Source organism: Pseudomonas anuradhapurensis (assembly GCF_014269225.2).
Taxonomy (GTDB): Bacteria; Pseudomonadota; Gammaproteobacteria; order Pseudomonadales; family Pseudomonadaceae; genus Aquipseudomonas; species Aquipseudomonas anuradhapurensis.
In genome coordinates this window covers 896,836-919,208 of sequence record NZ_CP077097.1, presented here as the reverse complement: position 1 = coordinate 919,208, position 22,373 = coordinate 896,836, and the positions used below count along the sequence as shown (strand labels likewise).

19 protein-coding genes are annotated in these 22,373 nt (G+C 65.0%); 11 read left to right on the top strand and 8 right to left on the bottom strand.

The features are described from left to right. The first annotated feature begins 73 nt into the window (after positions 1–73). The 7 genes from norR to HU763_RS04200 all read left to right on the top strand — a co-directional run bounded on the left by norR (position 74) and on the right by HU763_RS04200 (position 7,592). On the top strand, positions 74–1,627 hold the full coding sequence (gene norR, locus HU763_RS04230) for a nitric oxide reductase transcriptional regulator NorR (protein ID WP_186686326.1): 1,554 nt from the start codon (positions 74–76) through the stop codon (positions 1,625–1,627). A 211-nt stretch (positions 1,628–1,838) separates the two neighbouring features. Continuing rightward, positions 1,839–2,738: a chemotaxis protein gene (locus tag HU763_RS04225; RefSeq protein ID WP_170028310.1), complete on the top strand. Its 900-nt coding sequence runs from the start codon at positions 1,839–1,841 to the stop codon at positions 2,736–2,738. A gap of 86 nt (positions 2,739–2,824) precedes the next feature. Continuing rightward, a complete protein-coding gene (locus HU763_RS04220; RefSeq protein WP_186686328.1) occupies positions 2,825–3,136 on the top strand; it encodes a hypothetical protein in 312 nt (103 codons plus the stop codon). Further along, a complete protein-coding gene (locus tag HU763_RS04215; protein WP_186686330.1) occupies positions 3,133–3,867 on the top strand; it encodes a YkgJ family cysteine cluster protein in 735 nt (244 codons plus the stop codon). Before HU763_RS04220 ends, HU763_RS04215 begins: the two co-directional genes overlap by 4 nt. A 193-nt stretch (positions 3,868–4,060) precedes the next feature. Further along, a complete protein-coding gene (locus HU763_RS04210; RefSeq protein ID WP_186686333.1) occupies positions 4,061–4,285 on the top strand; it encodes a hypothetical protein in 225 nt (74 codons plus the stop codon). A 204-nt stretch (positions 4,286–4,489) separates the two neighbouring features. After that, positions 4,490–5,824, top strand: a complete 1,335-nt coding sequence (locus HU763_RS04205; RefSeq protein ID WP_170028306.1) for an OprD family porin — start codon at positions 4,490–4,492, stop codon at positions 5,822–5,824. A gap of 277 nt (positions 5,825–6,101) precedes the next feature. After that, a complete protein-coding gene (locus HU763_RS04200; RefSeq protein ID WP_186686336.1) occupies positions 6,102–7,592 on the top strand; it encodes a sensor domain-containing diguanylate cyclase in 1,491 nt (496 codons plus the stop codon). Here the strand turns inward: HU763_RS04200 and HU763_RS04195 are convergent. Then, a complete protein-coding gene (locus tag HU763_RS04195) occupies positions 7,589–8,065 on the bottom strand; it encodes a ferritin-like domain-containing protein (protein WP_186686339.1) in 477 nt (158 codons plus the stop codon). The genes HU763_RS04200 and HU763_RS04195 overlap by 4 nt on opposite strands. A gap of 201 nt (positions 8,066–8,266) precedes the next feature. Here HU763_RS04195 and HU763_RS04190 point away from each other — a divergent pair, with 201 nt between their 5' ends. Then, on the top strand, positions 8,267–8,488 hold the full coding sequence (locus tag HU763_RS04190) for a DUF3820 family protein (RefSeq protein WP_170034042.1): 222 nt from the start codon (positions 8,267–8,269) through the stop codon (positions 8,486–8,488). A gap of 59 nt (positions 8,489–8,547) precedes the next feature. Here the strand turns inward: HU763_RS04190 and HU763_RS04185 are convergent, their stop codons facing one another. The 3 genes from HU763_RS04185 to ptsP are packed head-to-tail and all read right to left on the bottom strand — an operon-like array spanning position 8,548 to position 14,084. Continuing rightward, entirely contained in the window at positions 8,548–10,287 is a 1,740-nt protein-coding gene (locus HU763_RS04185; RefSeq protein ID WP_186686342.1) for a PTS fructose-like transporter subunit IIB, read from the bottom strand. After that, complete coding sequence (gene pfkB, locus HU763_RS04180) at positions 10,284–11,231, bottom strand: 1-phosphofructokinase (protein WP_186686344.1); 948 nt, start codon at positions 11,229–11,231, stop codon at positions 10,284–10,286. Before pfkB ends, HU763_RS04185 begins: the two co-directional genes overlap by 4 nt. Then, positions 11,232–14,084: a phosphoenolpyruvate--protein phosphotransferase gene (gene ptsP, locus HU763_RS04175; RefSeq protein WP_186686346.1), complete on the bottom strand. Its 2,853-nt coding sequence runs from the start codon at positions 14,082–14,084 to the stop codon at positions 11,232–11,234. A 283-nt stretch (positions 14,085–14,367) separates the two neighbouring features. Here ptsP and cra point away from each other — a divergent pair, with 283 nt between their 5' ends. Both cra and HU763_RS04165 read left to right on the top strand, forming a co-directional pair. Beyond that, on the top strand, positions 14,368–15,363 hold the full coding sequence (gene cra / locus HU763_RS04170; protein WP_186686348.1) for a catabolite repressor/activator: 996 nt from the start codon (positions 14,368–14,370) through the stop codon (positions 15,361–15,363). Between the two features lie 2 nt (positions 15,364–15,365). Next, positions 15,366–16,142 (top strand): TatD family hydrolase, encoded by a 777-nt coding sequence (locus HU763_RS04165; protein ID WP_186686350.1) that lies wholly within the window; start codon positions 15,366–15,368, stop codon positions 16,140–16,142. 165 nt (positions 16,143–16,307) lie between these two features. Here HU763_RS04165 and ampE read toward each other — a convergent pair whose 3' ends face one another. From ampE to HU763_RS04150, 3 genes are all read right to left on the bottom strand, one after another. Continuing rightward, positions 16,308–17,138 (bottom strand): regulatory signaling modulator protein AmpE, encoded by an 831-nt coding sequence (gene ampE, locus HU763_RS04160; protein WP_170028298.1) that lies wholly within the window; start codon positions 17,136–17,138, stop codon positions 16,308–16,310. After that, entirely contained in the window at positions 17,135–17,707 is a 573-nt protein-coding gene (ampD, locus tag HU763_RS04155; protein WP_186686352.1) for a 1,6-anhydro-N-acetylmuramyl-L-alanine amidase AmpD, read from the bottom strand. Before ampD ends, ampE begins: the two co-directional genes overlap by 4 nt. A gap of 101 nt (positions 17,708–17,808) precedes the next feature. Further along, positions 17,809–19,956, bottom strand: coding sequence for a DUF1631 domain-containing protein (locus HU763_RS04150; RefSeq protein ID WP_186686354.1), 2,148 nt, complete (start codon positions 19,954–19,956; stop codon positions 17,809–17,811). A gap of 242 nt (positions 19,957–20,198) precedes the next feature. Here HU763_RS04150 and nadC point away from each other — a divergent pair, with 242 nt between their 5' ends. Next, positions 20,199–21,047, top strand: a complete 849-nt coding sequence (nadC, locus tag HU763_RS04145) for a carboxylating nicotinate-nucleotide diphosphorylase (protein WP_170028295.1) — start codon at positions 20,199–20,201, stop codon at positions 21,045–21,047. Positions 21,048–21,172: 125 nt separating this feature from the next. Here nadC and trxB read toward each other — a convergent pair whose 3' ends face one another. Then, positions 21,173–22,135, bottom strand: coding sequence for a thioredoxin-disulfide reductase (gene trxB, locus HU763_RS04140; protein WP_170028294.1), 963 nt, complete (start codon positions 22,133–22,135; stop codon positions 21,173–21,175). Between the last annotated feature and the right edge of the window lie 238 nt (positions 22,136–22,373).

The window sequence follows — 22,373 nt, the reverse complement described above, 5'->3', positions numbered from 1 at the left end:
TCAGGGCTTTGACCGGCGTCATGTCAAAACGACCCGCCCGCGCGTATAGTCATAACGACCCACAGGAGTCCATATGACTACAAAGCCACTGCTCACCGCCCTGCTGCCCCTGGTCAGTGACCTGTCCCGCGACTTGCCGGACCAGGAACGATACCGCCGCCTGTTACAGGCCATGCGCGGGCTACTGCCCTGCGATGCCGCCGCGCTGCTGCGCCTGGACGGTGAGTGGCTGGTGCCGCTGGCGGTGGACGGCCTGAGCCCGGATACCCTTGGCCGGCGCTTCCGGGTCAGCGAGCACCCGCGCTTCCAGATCCTGCTCAGCCGCCCGGAGCCCACCCGCTTCGCCAGCGACTCCGAGCTGCCCGACCCTTACGATGGCCTGGTCAACGCCGCCCATGCCAACCTGGAAGTACATGACTGCATGGGCTGCCCACTGATGGTCGATGAGCGCCCCTGGGGCCTGGTCACCCTCGACGCCCTCACCCCCGGGCAGTTCCAGAGCCTGGAGCTGGATGCCCTGCAGGCCTTCGCCAGCCTGGCTGCCGCCACGGTTACCGTGGCCGAACGAATCGAGCACCTGGCCCTGCGTGCCGAAGACGAGCACCACCGCGCCGAGATCTACCGCCAGGCCAGCGGCCAGGATAGAGAACTGATCGGCCAGAGCCCCGCCCACAAGCGCCTGGTGGAGGAAATCCGCCTGGTTGGTGGCAGCGACCTGACCGTGCTGATCACCGGTGAAACCGGGGTTGGCAAGGAACTGGTGGCGCAGGCCTTGCACCAGGCCAGCAACCGCGCCGACAAACCGCTGGTCAGCCTCAACTGCGCCGCCTTGCCCGACACGCTGGTTGAAAGCGAACTGTTCGGCCATGTCCGCGGCGCTTTCACCGGCGCCCATGGCGAGCGCCGCGGCAAGTTCGAGCTGGCCAATGGCGGCACGCTGTTCCTCGACGAAGTGGGTGAACTGCCGCTGACGGTGCAGGCCAAGTTGCTGCGTGTCCTGCAGAGCGGCCAGTTGCAGCGCCTTGGCTCGGACCGCGAGCACCGGGTGGATGTGCGCCTGATCGCCGCCACCAACCGCGACCTGGCGGCGGAGGTGCGCAGCGGTAACTTCCGCGCCGATTTCTACCACCGCCTCAGTGTCTACCCGCTGCACGTGCCGCCGTTGCGCGAACGCGGGCGCGATGTGCTGCTGCTGGCTGGCTACTTCCTCGAACAGAACCGTTCGCGCCTGGGCCTGAACAGCCTGCGCCTGAGCAGCGGCGCCCAGGCGGCACTGCTGGCCTACGACTGGCCAGGCAACGTGCGGGAACTGGAACACCTGATCGGCCGCTCGGCGCTCAAGGCGCTGGGCCAGCACCCAGACAGGCCACGCATCCTCACCCTGGAAGCCATCGACCTCGACCTGCGCGCAAACGCCGCGCCCGGCACCCCGCCCTCCCCTGCTGCCCCCATACAGGCGGCGGCCCTGGCCGAAGGTGGACTGCGCGCAGCCGTCGACGTCTACCAGCGCCAGCTGATCGAAGCCTGCCTGCAGCGGCATCAGCACAACTGGGCGGCCGCAGCCCGAGAGCTGGGACTGGATCGGGCCAATCTCAGCCGTTTGGCGCACCGCCTGGGATTACGCTGAGGGGTTGCCCCTTGGCTCTGTACGAAAAGTCTTGAGACGCAGGTCAGGCAAGGCGAAAACAGCCGAGGAAGCGGAGTGTACTGGAGTGAATGAGCATTCCGAGGCTGTTTTCAACGCAGCATGAACAAGTATCAAGGCTTTTCGTACAGAGCCTAAAGCCCGAACAGATCAGGCCGATAACCGGTTACCCCTGTTCCCGACGAAGGTCACCATGGCCACGCAAAATGCCCGCGCGGACTCGCTGTCCCTGCTGCTGTTCACGCTGCGCAGCGGCAAGTTGATGGCAATCAACCTGCTCAAGGTCAGCGAGATCATCCCCTGCCCAGCGCTGACCAAGCTGCCCGAATCGCACCCCCACGTGAAAGGCGTGGCGACCCTGCGCGGCCATTCGCTGTCGGTCATCGACCTGTCCCGCGCCATCGGTGAACAGCCTTTGACCGACCCGGACGGCGGCTGCCTGATCGTCACCGAGATCAGCCGCTCGCGCCAGGGCCTGCATGTGCAGGCGGTCAGCCGTATCGTGCATTGCCTGAGCACTGACATCAAACCGCCACCCTATGGCTCGGGCAACCGCTCGTTCATTACCGGCGTGACCCGGGTCGACAACACCCTGGTGCAGGTGCTGGACATTGAAAAAGTCATCCACGCCATTGCCCCGCCGCTGCCTGAGCCGCCGCAAAAAACCTTGAGTGAAGAAGACATCAGCCTGCTGGCCGCCGCCAACATCCTGGTGGTGGACGACAGCCAGGTGGCCCTGCAGCAGTCGGTGCATACCCTGCGCAACCTCGGCATCGAATGCCACACCGCGCGCAGCGCCAAGGACGCCATCAACGTGCTGCTGGAACTGCAGGGCACCGCGCAGGAAATCAACATCATCGTATCCGACATCGAAATGTCCGAGATGGATGGCTACGCATTCACCCGCACCCTGCGCGAGACCCCGGATTTCCAGCACCTGTACATCCTGCTGCATACTTCGCTGGACAGCACCATGAGCGCCGAGAAGGCCAGGCTGGCCGGAGCCAATGCCATCCTCACCAAGTTCTCCTCGCCGGAGCTGACCGATTGCCTGGTGGTGGCGGCGCGTACCGTGGTGTTTGCCGAGCGCTGATAAATCCAGCGACAAATTCACCGGCTTGCCACCGGGGCCGAGCCAGGCATAATCGCGGCCTACGCATGCAATTTGCCGGTATCGCCATGAAATGCTTCAGCTCCATCCTGGTCGTCTACGCCCTGTTCAGCGCAGCCGCCCAGGCCTCGACCAGCCAGGCCTGGAACGAGCAGCGCCAGCAGATGCTCAAAGCCTGCCTGGCCGCCAGCCAGTTCAAGGATGCCCACGCCCGCGGCAAGCCCGCCGAGTTCGATGACCAGGTCGGCATGAGCGCCCTGCTGATCGAAGGCGTCTACCCACAGCAGCACCTGCAGCAGCGTACCGGCAGCGAACTGTGCCTGTACGACCGCCGTCAGCAGCGCGCCTTCGTCAGCGAATGGAGCCCCGAGGCCAGGTGACCGGCAGCTTGCATTTCGCCTGCACCGGCTGCGGCAAGTGCTGCACCGGCCACCACGTGCCACTGACCCTGGCCGAAACCCGTCGCTGGGCGGCAGACAACGGCCAGGTGATCGTGTTGCTCGAAGCGTTCGTGACCGACGGCCCAGGCATGCCGCAGGAACAGCGCGAGCACGTACTACCCCGCTCCCATCCCGTGCGCTGCGGCGAAGGCGAAATACGCGTCGCGGTGACCTTTGCCGCGTTCAACCCTGGCCGCTGCCGCAACCTCGACGTCAACGACCGCTGCACTATCTATGACCAGCGCCCGCTGGTCTGCCGCATTTACCCGGTAGAGATCAACCCGCATATCCCGCTGCGCCCAGGCAGCAAGGACTGCCCGCCACAAGCCTGGCAGCAGGGGCCTGTGCTGATCCACGGCACGCGCCTGGTCGACACCGAGCTGGAGGCGCTGGTGCAAGCCTCGCGTCAGGCTGACCGGGATGACATCGCGACCAAGGTGGCGCTATGCCAGGCGCTGGGCATCACCACCAGTGCGCTCAAGGGCAATGGTTTTACTGCTTACCTGCCCGACATGCACGTATTTGCCGCGGCGCTGGGGCAAATGCCGGACGATGCCGGAGCACAGTGGACCCTGCACGTGGAGGATGAAGCGTTGCTGGCGGACTTGCGACAGCAGGGATTGCGCACCACCCACAAGCCCCCGGTGTACTACGCCTTCATCGGCTTCTGACCAGGCCGTACGCGCCCCCGTGCATGGGCCTGTCTAGCACGGGGCTTTCCGGCGAAAGTCCAATTGCTTTTTGCCCAATAATTACCTTTTGCGCAACAGTGCTTATCGCGCTTCGCTCTGTTTCAAATGCATTGAAAGGACTAACTTTAGCCCTGTCCTCATTAGCACTTGCACTGCAAGAAGGTAGTTTCAAATGTCCAACAGTAAGGGTATTGCCAGCCTCTTCGTCCTGTCGTCCCTGTTGTTGTCGCCGCTGGCCATGGCCGAAGAATCCCAGGCTTTCATCACCCGTAACGCTGAGCTTGCCGCCATTCATCAAGAGGCCCGCGAAGCCGTAGCCGCACAGAAGGCTGATGCCGCCAAAAGCGCAAACCAGACAGCTTCGAAAGCTGAAGCCGATGCCAATGCCGACAGTTGAGCAAGCGCTGTCGCTGCTCCCGTTTTCCCTTGGCTACGCCATGGGCACCACCGGTGCCGATATGTTAGCCTTTTAAAGCCGCTGCCGATCAGCGGCTTTTTTTATGTGCTTCAACTATCAGCCCGGCTGTAACGTACATCAATAAAAAGACGCACATTCGAAAATAAAAACTGCCCCACCGCCAGACCAAAGGAGCGAGTACCGGTGCCTTCCGCGTTTCGTTTTACCCCGCTGTTCATTGCGTTGACTGCAACGATCCCTTTCGCCGCCCAGGCAGATGAAGACAAGGCTGATGGCTTCATCGAAGGGTCGTCGCTCAACCTGCATTTGCGTAATGCCTATTTCAACCGCGACAACCACAACGCTGGCGTGCGTGACACCCGCGAGTGGGGCCAGGGCGCGGTTGCGCGCTTCGAATCTGGCTACACCCCAGGGGTGCTTGGCGTTGGCCTGGATGCCCATGCCATGCTGGGCTTGAAGCTCGATGGCGGTGGCGGCCACGCCGGCACCAGCATCCTGCCCGAGCACATCAAGGACGATGGCGAACTGGGTGCAGCGCCGCATTCGTTCTCCACTGCCGGGGCCGCGATCAAATTCAAGGCATTCGACACCGAGCTCAAAGCCGGTGACCTGTTCCTCACCAACCCGGTGATCGCCGGTGGCGAAAGCCGCATGCTGCCGCAGACCTTCCGTGGCGTAAGCCTGACCAACACCAGCATCGACGGGTTGCTGCTCGAAGGCGGCCAGGCAAGCTTCACCAAGCCCTACAACCAGAGCGGCCACCGCCGTATCGACACCTACTACGGCGCGCTGGACGAGCACGACAAGAGCAAGCACCTGAACTGGGCCGGCGCGTCGTGGAGCGGTACCCCGAACATCACTGCCAACCTGTATGCTGCCGAGCTGAAGGACATCTGGAACCAGTACTACGCCGATTTCGACTACACCTATGTAGTCAACGACCTGGTCAGCCTGAACCCGGGCGTGCATTTCTATCACACCCAGGACACCGGCCAGGCGCTGCTGGGCAAGATCGACAACAATACCTACAGCGTGCACTTCACCGTCAACGCCGGGTACCACAGCGTCACTGCCGCCTACCAGCGGGTCAACGGCAACACGCCGTTCGACTACATCAACCTTGGCGACAGCATCTACCTGGACAACTCGCGCATGTACTCCGACTTCAATGCGCCGAACGAGCGTTCGTGGAAGTTGCAGTACAACTATGACTTCGCTGGCTGGGGCGTCCCGGGCCTGACCAGCGCGCTGTCGTACTCGCGCGGTGAGGCCGACCTGACCAAGGCCACCCAGGACACCAGCCACTACGACTACTACCGTGCCGATGGCAAGAACGCCATGCACTGGGAGCGGGACCTGGACCTGAAGTACGTATTCCAGGAAGGTGACCTGAAGGACTTGTCGGTGCTGCTGCGCTATGCCGTGCACCGTGGCAGCCAGGGTTATGCCTCGATCGACAGCAACAGCGACAACGATGAATTGCGGGTAATCGTCGATTACCCATTGAACGTGTTCTGATTCGAAACCGCCAGCGAAGGCTTTGCCCTCGGTTCGCTAAGACGGTGGATGGCACCGGCTTCGCCGGTGATCGCGGCTGAAGCCGCTCCTACAGGGCAGTTCACATCTGTAGGAGCGGATTTATCCGCGAAGCAGGCAACGCGGTAGCTGTGGGAGCTTGCCGGCGATGGGCTGCGCAGACTCGCCTGCGTAATTCCGTCGGACAAATCTTGTTCGACAATCCCCACTTCCCTAGAATGTGGCCGCCGCGAATGGCCCTGCCCACGCAGTAGCGAGCATGACCCCCCGACCCCCGCGTTTCGCACTTTACAGGTCACACCCCGAGCTGTTCCTCAACCTGGGCAGTTGCCTTGCCGTGCTCGCCATCGTGGCCATCGTCAGCTACCTGCTGGCCCGTGAGCGCGATAGCGTCGAGCTGTCGGCGATCCGCTCGTCCAACAACATCGTCCAGCTGATCGAAAGCGATATCCTGCGCAATGTCGAACTCTACGACCAGTCCCTGAAGGGCCTGATCTGGGCAGTCGGGCGCCAGGAGCTGCCAAACATACCCGGCCCGCTGCGCCAGCGCCTGCTGTTCAATGAAGCCTTCGTCGACCGCAAGCGCGGTGATGTGCTGTGGCTGGACAAACAGGGCAATGTGGTAGGCGACTCCACCAGCAGCGTACCGCGTACAGCCAATTTCGGCGCTACCGGGGTGTTTCAGGCGCACCAGCGCGATGCCAACCTCGGCCTGCTGGTGGGCCCACCGTTCAAGGCGCAGCTCGGCGACCTGGACTGGTGCATCAGTTTCAGCCGACGCATCTCCGGCGCGGATGGCGAGTTTGCCGGGGTGGCAGCTGGCGCGCTGCGCCTGTCGTACTTCAGCGAACTGTTTCAGCGACTGGACATTGGCGACGACAGCAGCATCAACCTGATCAACACCGACGGCCAACTGCTCGCACGCCAGCCATCACGTGCACAGGACCCGCTGATTGGCACCAACTTCGCCGACCGCCCCAATTTCAAACGCATCCTCAACGAACAGAGCGGCAGCTTCACCGCCCGCTCCGGCAGTAGTGCAAAACTGCGCATCTATACCTTTGCCCGGGTCCCGCAGCTGCCGCTGATCGTACTGGTGGCGCACTCGGCCGACGAAGTGTTCCAGTCCTGGCGCCGCACCGCGATCATGGTCAGCGTCGCCACCGGCGTACTGTGCGTGGGCATCCTCTGGCTGACCCTGCTGCTGGGCCGCGAATTACGCCGCCGCCACGAGGCCGAACAAGGCCTGGAAACACTGGCCTCCACCGACAGCCTGACCGGCCTGGCCAACCGCCGTCGCCTGGACCAGGTGTTGCGCCAGGAGTGGGCGCGCGCGCAACGCAACCGCAAGCCGTTGGCGGTATTGATGGTGGATGTGGACCATTTCAAGGCCTTCAACCAGCGCCATGGCCACGCGGGAGGCGACCATGCCCTGCGCGAAGTGGCCAAGACCATCGAGGCTTGTATCCGCCGCCCTGCCGACCTGGCGGCGCGCTATGGTGGGGAGGAATTCCAGGTGGTGCTGCCGGAAACCGACCTGGCAGGCGCACACTGGCTGGCCGAACGTATCCGCGCCAGTGTCGAAGCACTGACGCCGTTCGCCGATGATGCCCACTCGGTCACGGTGAGCATCGGCATCGGCGTTTCCGGCACCCAGCACGACCTGGCAAGGGTGCTGGGTGCTGCGGATGAAGCCCTCTACCGGGCCAAGGCCAAGGGCCGCAACCGGGTAGAGGGGCCGGCCGATTAGGAACTGGCGCGTGCAGCGTTGCGCAGTGCCTTGACCTGGTCATGATTGCGCTGCACGCCCTGCAGCTGCTTTTCCACCAGGTTGTAGGTCTGGTCGCTGGCGGTGCGGCCCAGTTTTACCAGTTTTTCCCGGGCGTCCTTGTAGGCCTTGAGTGCGTAGTCTTCACCACGCTCGACCTCGTTCAACACGGCCTCTTCGCTCTTGCCGGTAACCATCGACTTGAAGTTGACCCAGCCACGGTGCAGGTCGCCGCTCAGGCTGGTCGAGGTTTCCGGATTACCGCCCAGGCGCCGCACCTCGCTTTGCAGCTCACCAGCAGCATTGGCGCACTCGCCGGCACGTTGCACGAAGAAGGCTTTCAGCTCCGGGTTCTTGACATCATCGGCCGATTCACGAAAACCCTTTTCGCCGTCCTTGCTGTACTCGATCAGGTCGTTCAGTACGTCGATCACATCTTTGTTCGGGTTGCTCATGGCAATACTCCTTGGCAGGTGATAGTCCACTAGATGGGAGCAGTGATCGTGCCAACCCGCTTCAAAAACAAAACACACCAAATATCAAATAGTTAGCTTGATTAACGGAAGCCCGGCAAGCGGCGTTCTGCATGATTGCCGCTTGGGCGTTCGTGCACTTTGCAGTATGGTCGGCACTCTCTCCTGCCAGGTGCGCCGATGATGAAGCCGGAAACCCTAGAACTGCTGGTGACCCGCAGCATGCCGTTCGGCAAGTATCAGGGCCGGCTGATCGCCGACCTGCCGGGGGACTACCTGGCATGGTTCGCCCGCAAAGGCTTCCCGGCAGGGGAACTGGGTGGGTTGTTGGCGTTGATGCACGAGATCGACCATAACGGGTTGGGCGACTTGCTGGTGCCACTGCGGCAGAAGCATCGACGCTAGCCGGCAGCGGCCACCTCGCGGTTGAATCCGCGAAGCGGCCAGTGCGCCAACCCAGGCCTCTAGCCTTTCGCCGGTACTACCGCCAGCTCTACCCCTTCGCTCTTCTTGATCAGCGCATACACCACCGCCGTCAGCAAGCTACCGGCCACGATCGCCAGCAGGTACAGCGCCGCATGGTTGATCGCATTCGGGATCAGCAGCACGAACAGGCCGCCATGCGGTGCCATCAGCTTGCAGCCGAAGTACATCGACAAGGCCCCGGTCAGCGCGCCGCCGGCGATGCTGGCGGGGATGACCCGCAGCGGGTCCTTGGCGGCAAACGGTATCGCCCCTTCGGAAATGAAGCACAGGCCCAGCGCCAGGGCTGCCTTGCCCGCCTCGCGCTCGCTTTGGGCGAACTTGCGACGGGCCAGGAAGGTGGCAATACCCAGGCCGATCGGCGGCACCATGCCCGCGGCCATGGTCGCCGCCATCGGCGCGTAGCTCGACGAGGCCAGCAGCCCCACCGAAAAGGCATAGGCGGCCTTGTTGATCGGCCCGCCCAGGTCGACGCACATCATGCCGCCCAGCAACAGCCCCAGCAGGATGGCGTTGGTGGTGCCCATGCTGTCGAGGAAGTGGGTAAGGCCGTCGAGCATCGCCGCCACCGGCTGGCCAACCACGTAAATCATCACCAGCCCGGTGAACAGGCTGGCCAGCAACGGGATGATCAGGATCGGCTTGAGCGCTTCCAGGCTGCTGGGCAAGCGTGCCCAGCGGGCGATGGTCTTGGCGCTGTAACCGGCGAGGAAGCCGGCGACGATGCCGCCGATGAAGCCCGCACCCAGGGTGCTGGCCAGCAGCCCGCCGATCATGCCGGGGGCCAGCCCCGGGCGGTCGGCGATCGACCAGGCGATGTAGCCCGCCAGCAATGGCACCATCAGCTTGAATGCCGCCTCGCCACCGATCTGCATCAACGCCGCTGGCAGGGTCCCCGGATGTTTGTAGGCCTCGATACCGAACACGAACGACAGGGCGATCAGCAGCCCGCCCGCCACCACCATGGGCAGCATGAACGACACACCGGTAAGCAGGTGCTTGTACACCCCGGTCTTCTCGCCCTTGGTTGGCGTAGCCGCTGCCGAGGCATCGGCGCCGCTTTCCACCTTGGCTTCGGCCAGGGCCTTGTCCAGGGTGGCACGGGCCTGCTTGAGGGCGATGCCAGTGCCGCAGCGGTAGATGCGCTTGCCGGCGAAACGCGCGGTGGGCACTTCGATGTCGGCAGCCAGCAGGACCACGTCGGCGGCGGCGATGGCTTCGGCAGACAAAGGGTTGCGCGCGCCGACCGAACCCTGGGTCTCGACGGTGAGCTGGTAGCCCAGTTGCTGCGCGGCCTGCTGCAGTGCTTCTGCGGCCATGAACGTGTGCGCGACGCCGGTCGGGCAGGCGGTGACCGCGACGATGCGTGCACCGGCACCGGCCAGCTCGGCCGGGCCGGTTGCCACTGAAGTCAGCAGCTCGGCATTGGCGGCGGCTTCGTCGAGAAAGCCCTCGCGGTCGGTCAAAGCCTGGGACGGCGTACTCTGGTAGACCCGCTTGCCGACGAAGCGGGCGAGGTCCACCGGCCCGGTGCTGATCACCAGCACCCAGTCGGCCTCGGCGATCTGCGCGGCGCTCAGTTGCCGCTCGGGGTGCTCGGCGTCCTGAACCTCGACGCTGGTACTCCAGCCACGCCGCTGGGCCGCGGCGGACAGCAAACGCGCGCTCAGCACGCTCGACACCTGGCCGTTGGGGCAGGCGGTGACAATGGCAATGTTCATCGGCAACCCTCTTGTTGTTCTGTCAGTTGCACGGCGGCTTCCAGGCGCGCCAGTTGCTCCCGGTCACAGATGCCGAACCCCACCTGGGTAACGGCCTGGGCGGCGATGGCGGTGGCGCGGGCCAAGGTCTGTGCCGGGGCTTCGCCCTGCAGCAGGCCATGGACCATGCCGGCCACCAGCGAATCCCCCGCCCCAACCGTGCTGGCTACCTGCACCTTGGGCGGGCGGGCATGCACGGCGAGCTCGCGGGTGAACCAGCTGACCCCCTGCTCGCCCGCCGACACCACCACGTGTTCGATGCCACTGGCCACCAGGCGGGCGGCGGCGGCACGCTGCTGTTGCGGGTTATCCACAGCCAGGCCCAGCACTTCGCCCAGCTCTTCGGTATTCGGCTTGACCAGCCAGGGAATGCTCTGCAAGCCAGCACGCAGGGCTTCGCCACTGCTGTCCAGGGCAACCTTCAGCCCCAGGGCTTTCAATCGTTCGAGCAACTGGCAGAACCACTCGGCACTGATGCCGCGTGGCAGGCTGCCCGCCACCACCACCGCGTCATGCCCCGGCGCAACCTGCTCCAGCAGGCGCAACAAGGCGCTGCGGGCCGCCTCGTCGACCTCCGGGCCCTGGCCGTTGACGTCGGTGACACGGCCATCGGCCTCGACCAGCTTGATGTTGCTGCGGGTTTCGCCGGGCACACGGACAAAGCAGTCGGCAAAGCCACGCCACTGGATCAGCGCTTCGAACGGCTGCAGGTTATCGCGGCCGAGGAAGCCGCCTACCGTGACACTGTGCCCCAGGTCGGCCAGTACCTGGGCAACGTTCAGCCCTTTGCCCGCAGCGTGGCTGTGCTGCGTCTGGCTGCGGTTGACCTGCCCCGGGCGCAGGGTCCCCAGGCCGATGGTGATATCCAGCGCCGGGTTCAGGGTGAGGGTGAGGATCTTGGCCATTCAGTAACGCTCCACCAGCGCGCGAACCGCTGCGGCGCTGTCCTGTTGCAGGGCCTCGCGCGCCAGGGCGCGGGCCGTCTGGTGATCGGCCTGGCGGACCAGGGCCTTGACTTCGGCAATGCTGCGCGCCGCAACGCTGAGCTCGTCCACGTCCAGGCCGAGCAGCACCGCCACCGCCTGCGGGTCGGCCGCCAGTTCGCCGCACACGCCCACCCACTTGCCATGGGCATGCGCGGCGCGCACGGTCATGTCGATCAGGCTGAGCACCGCCGGATGCAGGCCATCGGCCTGGGCCGAAAGGCTCGGGTGGCCACGGTCGATGGCCAGGGTGTACTGGGTCAGGTCATTGGTGCCGATGCTGAAGAAGTCGACTTCGCGCGCCAGTTGCGCGGCCAGCAGGGCTGCCGACGGCACTTCGACCATGATGCCCAATTGCAAATCGGCCACCGGGATTTCCGCCCGCAGGCGCTCGACCATGGCCCGCGCTTCGCGCCACTCGTGCACCTGGCCCACCATCGGGAACATGATGCGCAGCGGGCGCTGGTCGGCGGCCCGCAGCAAGGCGCGCAGCTGGTCCTCCATCACCTGCGGGCGCTGCAAGGTCAGGCGTACCCCACGCACGCCGAGGAACGGGTTTTCCTCGGCAGCGATCGGCCAGTACGGCAGCGGCTTGTCGCCGCCGACATCGAGGGTACGCACCACCAGCGGGCGACCGTCGAGGCCATCGAGCACGCGTCGGTATTCCGCCTCCTGGGTGGCCACGTCCGGCACCTGGGGGTGGGCCATGAAAATCAGCTCGGTGCGCAGCAAGCCCACGCCTTCGGCGCCCTGCTCCACCACCTTGGCGATGCCGCTGCTTTCGCCGATGTTGGCGAACACCTCGATGGCATGCCCATCGCGGGTGACTGCCGGCTCGTAGCGGTTGGCCCAGGCCGCCTGCAGGCGTTGCTCGCGCAGGTCCCGCTCGGCCAGGGCACGTTGCAGTTCATCTGCCGGTGGCGCCACGCTGACCACGCCGCGCTGGCCATCGAGCAGCAACGGCGTGCCCGCCTCCAGCAGCAGGATCGCGGCGCCGGCGCCGACCACCGCCGGGATGCCCAGGGCACGGGCGACAATCGCGCTGTGGGCGGTGGCGCCGCCCTGGGCAGTGACGATACCGGCAACACGGCTCGGGTCCAGCCGGGCGACATCGGACGGGCCGACTTCAGTCATCACCAGGACGTACGGTTGTTGCGGTTCGGCTTGCGCCTGCACACCACACAGTTGCGCCAGCACCCGGCGACCGATGTCGCGCAGGTCAGCGGCACGCTCGGCGAGCAAGGCATCGTGCAGCGACTCCTGCTGGCGTGCCGCCGCCTCGATCACCGCCATCCACGCCGCCGCGGCGCTCTCGCCCTGGGTCAGGCGCTGCTCGACATCGTCGCTCAGGGCCGGGTCGGCGAGCATTTCCTGGTGGGTCACGAAGATCTCGCCAATGGCCTTGTCACTGCGCTGGACCAAGGCTTGCAATTCGCTGTTCACAGTCGCCACGGCTTCACGCAGCCTCTGCCGCTCCTGGGCGTACGACTCGCCGCGCAGGGGGTAGTCGAACTCGCGCTCGACACACACGTGGGCCGGGCCACTGGCAATACCCGGGGCGGCGCCCACGCCCTGGACACGGCTACCGGCCGGCGGTGCCTGCAGCACTTCGGCGGTGGTGCTGACGGCAGCCGCGCTGCCCTGCGGCAACGGTTCCACCTCCTCGCCCAGACCTTGTTCGATGGCAGCCAACAGCACCGGCAAGGCATCGGCGGCAATAGTGGGTTCAGCCACCAGTTCCAGCGCCTGGCCACGACGGGCGCCGAGGCTGAGCAACTTGCTCAGGCTCTTCACCGACACCGCTGGCTGCGCGCTGTCGACCAGGCGCACGCGGATTTCCCCCTCGAAACCTTTGGCCAGTTGCGCCAGCACCTTGGCTGGGCGGGCATGCAAGCCATGCGGGTTGGCCAGCACGATACGCGCGCTGGGCCAGTCCGCCGGCGCCTCTCCGCCCAGCACTTCCAGGACTGCGCGGCTGCTGGTGGCCTGGTAGAGCATCTGCCCGCGCCCTTCGATCAGTACTTCACACAGGCGTTCGAGCAAGGCCTGGTGGGCTGCGCCGAGGCTGGCCAGGCAGAACAGGCCGTTGAGCGGCTGGTCGCGATAGCGCAATGGCTGTTGCGGGGTGATGAAGGCCAGCCCCGGCTGACGCACCTGGCGTTCGCTGTGCAGCCACCACAGGCCCTCGCCCAGCGGTAACGGTTCGGCCTGCTGCAGCACGGCAGCGAACCCGCTGTCGACGCACTCGGCCCGCTGCAACAGGCGAGCGCCGCGCCAGGCCAGTTCGTCGAAGTCTTCAGCAGGCAGGTTCAGGCCGACCAGTTGCGCATCCAGGGCCAGTTCCTGGGGCGCGCCTTGCAACAGTTTCAGCAACGCCTCGGCGGAGCCGGCGCGACGCAGCGCTTCGGCCAGGTCGGTCTCGCCCAGGGCGCGGGTCAGCAGCTGCAACAGGCGCAGGTGTTCGTCGGAACGGGCGGCGATGCCAATGGCCAGGTAGACCATTTGCCCATCGCCCCAGTCCACACCCTCGGGAAACTGCAGCAGGCGCACGCCGGTGGCGTACACCAGGTCGCGCGTCTGCGGGGTGCCGTGGGGAATGGCGATGCCCTGGCCAAGGAAGGTGGAGCCCTGCGCCTCGCGGGCCTGCAGCCCTTGCAGGTACCCTTCGGCGACCAGGCCGTCGGCGACCAACCGGTCGGCCAGCAGGCACAAGGCCTCGGCCTTGGTGGCGGCCTTCTGGCCCATGGCTATCTGCTCCTTGGCGAGCTCGAGCATGACCTTCTCCTTTTGCAGTTCCCGGTCGGGTACTGGAGTATTGTTGTGGAATTCACATGAACGGCCAGTTCGACAGCCTTGCACGATGGCAGCCGAGGCAGAAAAATCGGCAGCTGAAACGTTTAATCTGACCAGGCGGCCACGTTACTCGATAATCTGCCAGGGAAAAAGCCCCATCCTGTCGGACAATTGCGACAATGGTCGTCTGCGCGTGGCGCCGCTGCCGGGTCAAACTACCCGGTCAGGCTTCACAGCCAGCCCCGGTAATAACAAGGAAAATTCGGTGAAACTCAGCGATATCGCCCGTCTGGCCGGTGTGTCCGTGACCACTGCCAGCTACGTCATCAATGGCAAGGCCGAACAACAGCGCATCAGCAACAGCACCGTCGAGCGGGTGCGTGCGGTGGTCGAAGCCCATGGCTTCACCCCCAACCCGCAGGCTGCTGGCTTGCGCAGCCGGCATACGCGTACCTTGGGCTTCATTCTCCCCGATCTGGAGAACCCCAGCTACGCGCGCATCGCCAAACAGCTCGAACAAGGCGCCCGAGCCCGTGGCTACCAGTTGCTGATCGCCAGCAGCGACGACCAGCCCGACAGCGAGCGCCAGTTGCAGCAGCTGTTCCGCGCGCGCCGTTGCGATGCGCTGTTCGTCGCCAGCTGCCTGCCACCGCAAGACGACAGCTACCGCGAACTGCAGGACAAGGGCCTGCCGGTGATCGCCATCGACCGCCGCCTGGACCCGGCGCACTTCTGTTCGGTCATCAGCGACGACCGCGATGCCAGCCGCCAACTGGCCGCCAGCCTGCTCAGCGCGGCCCCGCGCAGCATCGCCCTGATCGGCGCACGCCCGGAGCTTTCGGTCAGCCAGGCGCGTGCCGGCGGCTTCGACGAGGCCCTGCACGGTTATGCCGGCGAAGTTCGCCGCTACCAAGGCGAGGCCTTCAGCCGCGAATGCGGCCAACGCCTGATGCAACAGCTGATTGACGACCTCGGCGGCCTTCCGGATGCCCTGGTGACCACCTCGTACGTGCTGCTGCAAGGGGTGTTCGACGCCCTTCAGGCGCGCCCGGCTGACTCACGCCAGCTGCAACTGGGTACCTTTGGCGACAACCAGTTGCTCGACTTCCTGCCGCTGCCGGTAAACGCCATGGCCCAGCAGCACGGCCTGATTGCCGCCACCGCCCTGGAACTGGCGTTGGCCGCTATCGAGGAGAAACGCTACGAACCTGGCGTGCACGCCGTCGGTCGAACCTTCAAGCAACGCATCGCAGCGGCCTGAACATGCGCCTGATCGACACCCACACCCACCTGGACTTCCCCGACTTCGACGCCGACCGCCCGCGCCTGCTGGCCAACGCGGCGGCGCGCGGGGTGGAACGGCTGGTGGTGCTGGCGGTGCACCAGGCCAACTTCCAACGGGTGTGGGACCTGGCCTGCAGCGATCAGCGCCTGTTCGCCGCGTTCGGCCTGCACCCGGTCTACCTCGAGCAACATCGCCCGCAGCACCTGGGCCAATTGCGCGAGTGGCTGGAGCGCCTGCGCGGCCACCCGCGGCTGTGTGCGGTAGGCGAGTTCGGCCTGGACTATTACCTCGAAGACCTGGACAAGGCGCGCCAGCAGGGCCTGTTCGAAGCGCAACTGCAAATGGCCTGCGACTTCGAGCTGCCGGCCCTGCTGCACGTGCGCCGCAGCCACGCCCAGGTGATCGCCACGCTCAAGCGCTACAAGCCGCTGCGAGCGGGGGTGATTCATGCGTTTGCCGGCAGTTACGAAGAGGCCCGGGAATACATCAAGCTGGGCTTCCGGCTTGGCTTGGGCGGTGCGGCTACCTGGCCGCAGGCACTGCGGCTGCGCAAGACCCTGGCACGGTTGCCGCTGGACAGCGTGGTGCTGGAGACCGATGCACCGGACATGGCACCGGTGATGTACCCGGGGCAACGGAACAGCCCGGAGCACCTGCCGGAGATCGCCACGGTGCTGGCAGAGGTGATGGGGGTGGACGTCGGGGAGCTGGCCGAAGCCAGCAGCCGCAATGCTTGCGAGGTGTTTGGCTGGTAGCAGCTGAACCGCCTCGGCCCAGGATTCACGGCCCTTGCAGGAGCAGCCTTGGGTCGCGAAGGGCGGCAACGCGGTCCCGACCATCAGGTGGCGAGTCTGAACCCCCGGGGCTGCTGCGCAGCCCATCGCGACACAAGGCCGCTCCTACAAAGGGACGCGTCTACGTCAGACCAGCACCGTCCACAGCGCAAACCCGGCATACCACAGCACCGCACAGCGCAGCAGCAATTCCCACAGGCTGTCCAGCCGCCCCAGCCCACGCTGGTCGTCTTCTTCCTCTGGAATGTCATCGGCAATGCGCCCGACCCGAGCCACCAGATGCGCGGCGCTGATATGCCAGTTCAGCAACTCATGCAGCATCACCCGCGTGACCGCGACAAAATTGCCCACCAAGGCAAAGCTCAATGCTAGTACCCGCACCGGCAACCAGTCCATCACATGCCGTAGCTGCTCGGCACGGGCCTTGAGCGCTGGCTGCTTGCTGTGCTCGCCACACAGTGCCAGCAGACGATAGGCCAGCGCGGCGCCCGGGCCGAGCACGAAGTACCAGAAGATCACCGCGAAAAAGCCTTGGTATACCTGCCACAACAGGTTGCCCTGAACGCTTACCAGCAAGCTGCGGGGATTGTCGGCAGCCAGCCCCAGGTCACGTTCTGCCACGTGCAGCGCGGCTTGGTCATCGCCCCGGCGCCAGGCGTCGCGGAACGGCCCCAGCGATGCCTTGGCATCGCCGCGGCCCAGGCTGTAGATCAGCACCAGCAGATGCACCGGCAAGGCCAGCAGGCCATACGCCACAGGGTCCAGCACATGCAGCAGCAACACCAGCAACGCGACCGGAGCCAACACCAGAATGGCCAGCGTCCACCACGGGTGCACCTTGCCGCTGCGCTCCAGGCGCACCAGTTCGCCAAGGAAGAACCCGTCACGCTGCACCTGATGGCGCAACGCCGAGAACTTCTCGACCCACAGCGCCAGCAACAACACCAGAAAACTCATGCCTTGTCCTCGTTGTGCAGCAGCGCCTTGCGGTAGCGTGGCCAGTCGAAGGCCGGGCCAGGGTCGGTCTTGCGCTGCGGGGCAATGTCGCTGTGGCCTTGGATACGGCTGGGGTCGATGGCCGGCCAGGCGTTGCGGATATGCCGGGTAAGTTGCTCCAGCACTGCGTACTGGGCATCGGTATAGGGCAGCTCGTCAGTGCCTTCCAGCTCGATACCGATGGAGAAGTCGTTGCAACCCTCGCGCCCGTCGAAGCATGACACACCGGCATGCCAGGCACGGTCGAGCAATGACACGAACTGGGTCACCGCGCCGTCGCGCTCGACGAACAGGTGCGCCGACACGGTCAGGTGGTTGATGCTGGCGAAATACGGATGCTCGTCAGGGTCCAGGCGGTTCTGGAAGAATTGCTGGACCTTGCCGGTGCCGAAACAGGCCGGAGGCAGGCTGATGTTATGGATCACCAGCAGGGAAATCGATTCGCCCTGGGGGCGGGCATTGAAGTTCGGCGAGGGGCAGTGGGTGATTCCGATTCCGTGGAACCAGCCAGTGGCACGGTCCAATTGCATGGGGGCAGATCCTGAAAGCGCCGTGAACAGGGCATCAGTATGCCCTGTGGCCAAGGCCGTTTGCATGTGAATGATTGTAATGTTTGCGCCTACAGGCCTGGTTACTGTCGCAACGCCTGGAGCACCGCGTCCAGCGCCCGCTCGAACAGCAGGCCGTCGTCCAGCACCCGCACCTCGCCGCGGTGCAGGGCCCGGGCCAGGCTGGCACCGTTCCACTCGCGCACTTTCATGCCGGTGCGGTTGGCAAACACCAGCCTGTCGCTACTGTCGATGCGCGCCACCAGCTTGCAGCGCAGCGGCTCGTCCTCGTCGAGCACCTCGACCCAGGTACCGATACGCAGGCGCTGTACCTGACGCAGCGCAGCGGCCTGGCCATGGGCGACATGCAGCGGCGCGCAGGCGGGCTCTTCGGCAATGGCCAACACGATATCCTCGGCCACCAGCACCTCGCCCAGGCGTTGGCCCTCTGCGCCAGGCTGTAGCTCGGTGCCGGCGCAGGCGCGCAAGTGCAACTGCTCCAGTTGCAGGAAGAACTCGCGGGTCGCGGCCGAGTCCAGGGCGACGCTGGCCAGGCCATCGCGCAGTGCCTTGAGCAGGCCAGGCACCTGCTGCAACAAGGCTTGTGTTTCATGCGGTGGGGTGATGCTGGCCAGCAGCGCGTCCATGGTCTGCACTGCATCCCGCCAGGCCTGGGAAGCCTCGCCCTGCTTGAGCCAGGCCAGCAGCATGACCTGGCTCCACGAGTGCACCAGCATCTGCACCACCACCTGCGGCCATACCCGGCCGCGCAGGCGCTGGTTCAGCGCATGCTGCACCTGTTGCCTGGCCTGCTGGGCGCGGGCACGCCCTTCTTCGGCATCGCGGGTGCGTTGTTCGAGCAGTTCGTTGCGCCGCCGCTCGTCCTGGTTGAAAGCGAGGAAGTCTTCCAGCAGTTCAGCGAACAGGCTGGTATTTTCGGCAAAATCGTTGAGCAGGCGCTGGATGGTCCGCTCCACGCGCAGATGCAGGCTGTCGCGCAGCCCATCGCCGGCACATTCCCAGCCGATGGCGGCACCGGCGATCTCGTTGAGCAGTCGCCTGGCCGGGTGGCTGGCCCGGCTTAACAGACCCTTGTCCAGCAGGGCGACTTTCAACAGCGGAATATGCAGGCGCACGATCAGCGCGCGCAGGCTGGCCGGCAGATTGTCGTCGTTGCGGATGTAGCCGAACAACAGGCCTACCAGGTTGATCATGTCCTCGTCGGCCACTTCGATGCGCCGGCGTGTGCCGCTGCGCACGCTGACCCGCAAGAGCAACTGTTCAAGCTGCTGGCCGAGTTCGAAATCCTCGTCTTCGTGGGTAGCGGGCACGTAGTGCTGCAAATGGGACAGCAGCCGCAGCAGGTCGGCGGTGCTGATCGGCTGGGCAGCGGCTACCGCTTGCAGACGCGGCGCAAACTGCCCGCGCAACGGCGCCAGCAGGGGCTGCAACGCGGCAAAGAAGGCCTGCCCTGCCGCGTCGGCGCCAACCTCCTGCGCCAGGTTCGCCGTGCCACGTCGAGCGCCCATACGCCGGTCTTCGGCACGCCGGCGCGGTGCCGGCGGCAACTCGGGGAGCACGCCTGCAGCAGCCAGCAACTGGTTGGCTTCGCCATAGATGACGTCGGCATCGCGCAGTACATAGCGCTCGAACAGTTTCAGCAGCACCAGCTTTACCCGCAAGCCAACCCCCAGGTTACGCCCGGCATCGAGGAAGTAGCCACACAGTGCAGCCGGCCCCAATGGGTTGTGCTGCTCGTGCAGCGGGCGATCGAGCAGTGCCTGCAAGCGCAGGCCCAGTTGCTGCAGGGCAATGCCGTCACGCGACAGCACCCGCGCGACCATGCCTTCGATCGCGGCGGCCCGCTCAGCCTGGGCCTTGCTGCGCAGGTCGCGAGGATCGCCCAGGTGGGCCAGCAGGTCGACCTGGCCCATCCGGGAAAAGGCGTCGTAGAAGGTGTCGAGAAAGCCCCGTTCGATGCTCTTGCGCTTCAGGCGCAGGTCGCGCATGGCCTCGAAGTAGAGGTTCTGGTCCCCGCGGTCGAATGCCTTGTCGGCCATCTCGAAGAGGGTGTCGTCGGCGTTGTCGAACAAGCCTTGCAAGCCCTGGCGCAACTGCAAGGCGGCTTTGTCGCGCACCTGCAGGAGCAATACCGGAAGGCAAGGCAGGGGCGCACGCCCCCCTCGGTCGATGGCGGCCGCCAAGGGCACCACCTTGCCTTCTTTTTGCATCCTGGACTCCTTGCAGGGTGTCTCGCCCGAAGGGGCTGAAGATCGTCAAAGCTATGACGCCAAATACTGGTCGCTATTATCGGCAAAAAACCATACCGCTGCCAGCGCCGTTTCACTCGCTGGCTAGTGACCCCGATTTGCCCCGGTTGCTCAACGCGCCCGACCGAAGGTCGCTGCCAAGGCGGCTGTACACACCGGCCCCCTGCCCTATAATCGCGGGCATCTAGCTTGTGGAGCCGACCATGCCGAACCTACGCCTCGCCGATCTGACCGCTGAAATCGAAGCCAACGTGCGCCGCGCGCTGTTGGAGGACATCGGCAGTGGCGATATAACCGCGCAGTTGATCCCGGCCGAGCGCCTGGCCAAGGCGACCATCATCACCCGCGAAGACTGCGTGATTGCCGGCACCGCCTGGGTCGATGCGGTGTTTCGCCAACTCGACCCGCGGGTGGCGGTGCACTGGCAGGTGGCCGACGGCGAACGCGCCACGGCCAACCAGGCGTTGTTCCACCTGGAAGGCCCGGCACGCTCGCTGCTCAGCGGTGAACGCAGTGCGCTGAACTTCCTGCAGTTGCTGTCGGGTGTGGCCACCCGTGCACGCTTTCTCGCCGACCTGGTGCAAGGCACCCAGGTACGCCTGCTGGACACCCGCAAGACCTTGCCCGGCCTGCGCCTGGCGCAGAAGTACGCAGTGACCTGTGGCGGCTGCGACAACCACCGCATTGGCTTGTACGATGCCTTCCTGATCAAGGAAAACCACATTGCAGCCAGTGGCGGCGTGGCCGAGGCAGTGGCAGCCGCGCACCGTATTGCACCGGGCAAACCGGTGGAAATCGAAGTGGAAAGCCTGGACGAACTGCGCCAGGCGCTGGCCGCCGGTGCGGATATCATCATGCTCGACGAGCTGAACCTGGAGGAAATGCGCGAAGCGGTGCGCATTACCGCCGGCAAGGCCAAGCTCGAGGCCAGCGGCGGGGTCAACGAGCAGACCTTGCGCGTGATTGCCGAGACCGGGGTGGACTACATCTCGATTGGTGCCATGACCAAGGATGTGAAGGCAGTGGACCTGTCGATGCGACTGAGCCTGTAATCGAATTGCAGGCATGAAAAAACCGGCCTCTGGCCGGTTTTTTCATGCGACATCTGGGGCGTAGCCATTCTGTTGCAACGGCCTTGTGTCGCGATGGGCCGCAAAGCGGCCCTGGCATTCCCGGATCAGAACGAGGCGTTGGCCAGACCGTCCAGGTAACGCTCGACGTCCAGTGCCGCCATGCAACCGGCACCGGCCGAGGTGATGGCCTGACGGTAAACGTGGTCAGCCACGTCACCGGCGGCGAACACGCCCTCGACGTTGGTGGCGGTGGCATTGCCTTCACGGCCACCGTTGACCACCAGGTAGCCGTCCTTCAGGGTCAGCTGGCCTTCGAACAGCGAGGTGTTCGGGGTGTGGCCGATGGCGATGAACACGCCATCGACCTTGATTTCGTCGCTGCTGCCGTCGTTGTTCTTCAGCCGCGCACCGGTCACACCCATGTTGTCGCCCAGTACTTCATCCAGGGTGGCGTTGAGCTTGAGCTCGATCTTGCCTTCGGCGACACGGGCGTGCAGCTTGTCGACCAGGATCTTCTCGGCGCGGAAGGTATCGCGACGGTGCACCAGGGTGACCTTGCTGGCGATGTTGGCCAGGTACAGCGCCTCTTCAACGGCGGTGTTGCCGCCGCCGACCACGGCAACCGGCTTGTTGCGGTAGAAGAAACCGTCGCAGGTAGCGCAGGCCGAGACACCTTTGCCCATGAACGCTTCTTCGGACGGCAGGCCCAGGTAGCGGGCGCTGGCACCCGTGGCGATGATCAGCGCATCGCAGGTGTACTTGCCACTGTCACCCTGCAGGGTGAAGGGCTTGTTGGCCAGGTCGACGGCATTGATGTGGTCGAAGACGATTTCGGTTTCGAAACGCTCGGCGTGCTCCTGCATGCGCTGCATCAGCGCCGGGCCGGTCAGGCCATGGGGGTCGCCCGGCCAGTTGTCGACTTCGGTGGTGGTGGTCAGCTGGCCGCCGGCCTGCATGCCGGTGATCAGCAGCGGCTTGAGGTTGGCGCGGGCGGCGTACACCGCGGCACTGTAACCGGCAGGGCCGGAACCGAGAATGATGACGCGCGAATGACGTACTTCAGACATGTCGAACTCCTGTCGAGCGGGCCGCACGGGCCGGCATCGTGTGCACCGGCTGCGCCAGCTGGAATTTAAAAGGGACCCACGCAGCACTTGGGGAAGGCTACAACGCGCAGGCCCGAAAAGCGGAAAGTTGAACGCACTGTAGCGAGGTGGCAAAGATTAAGGAAATATCCTTAGACAATCCACCTCATAGGCATCGCCTATCCATCGATTTGTTCGGATAGCCATGGGCTGGCGCTTT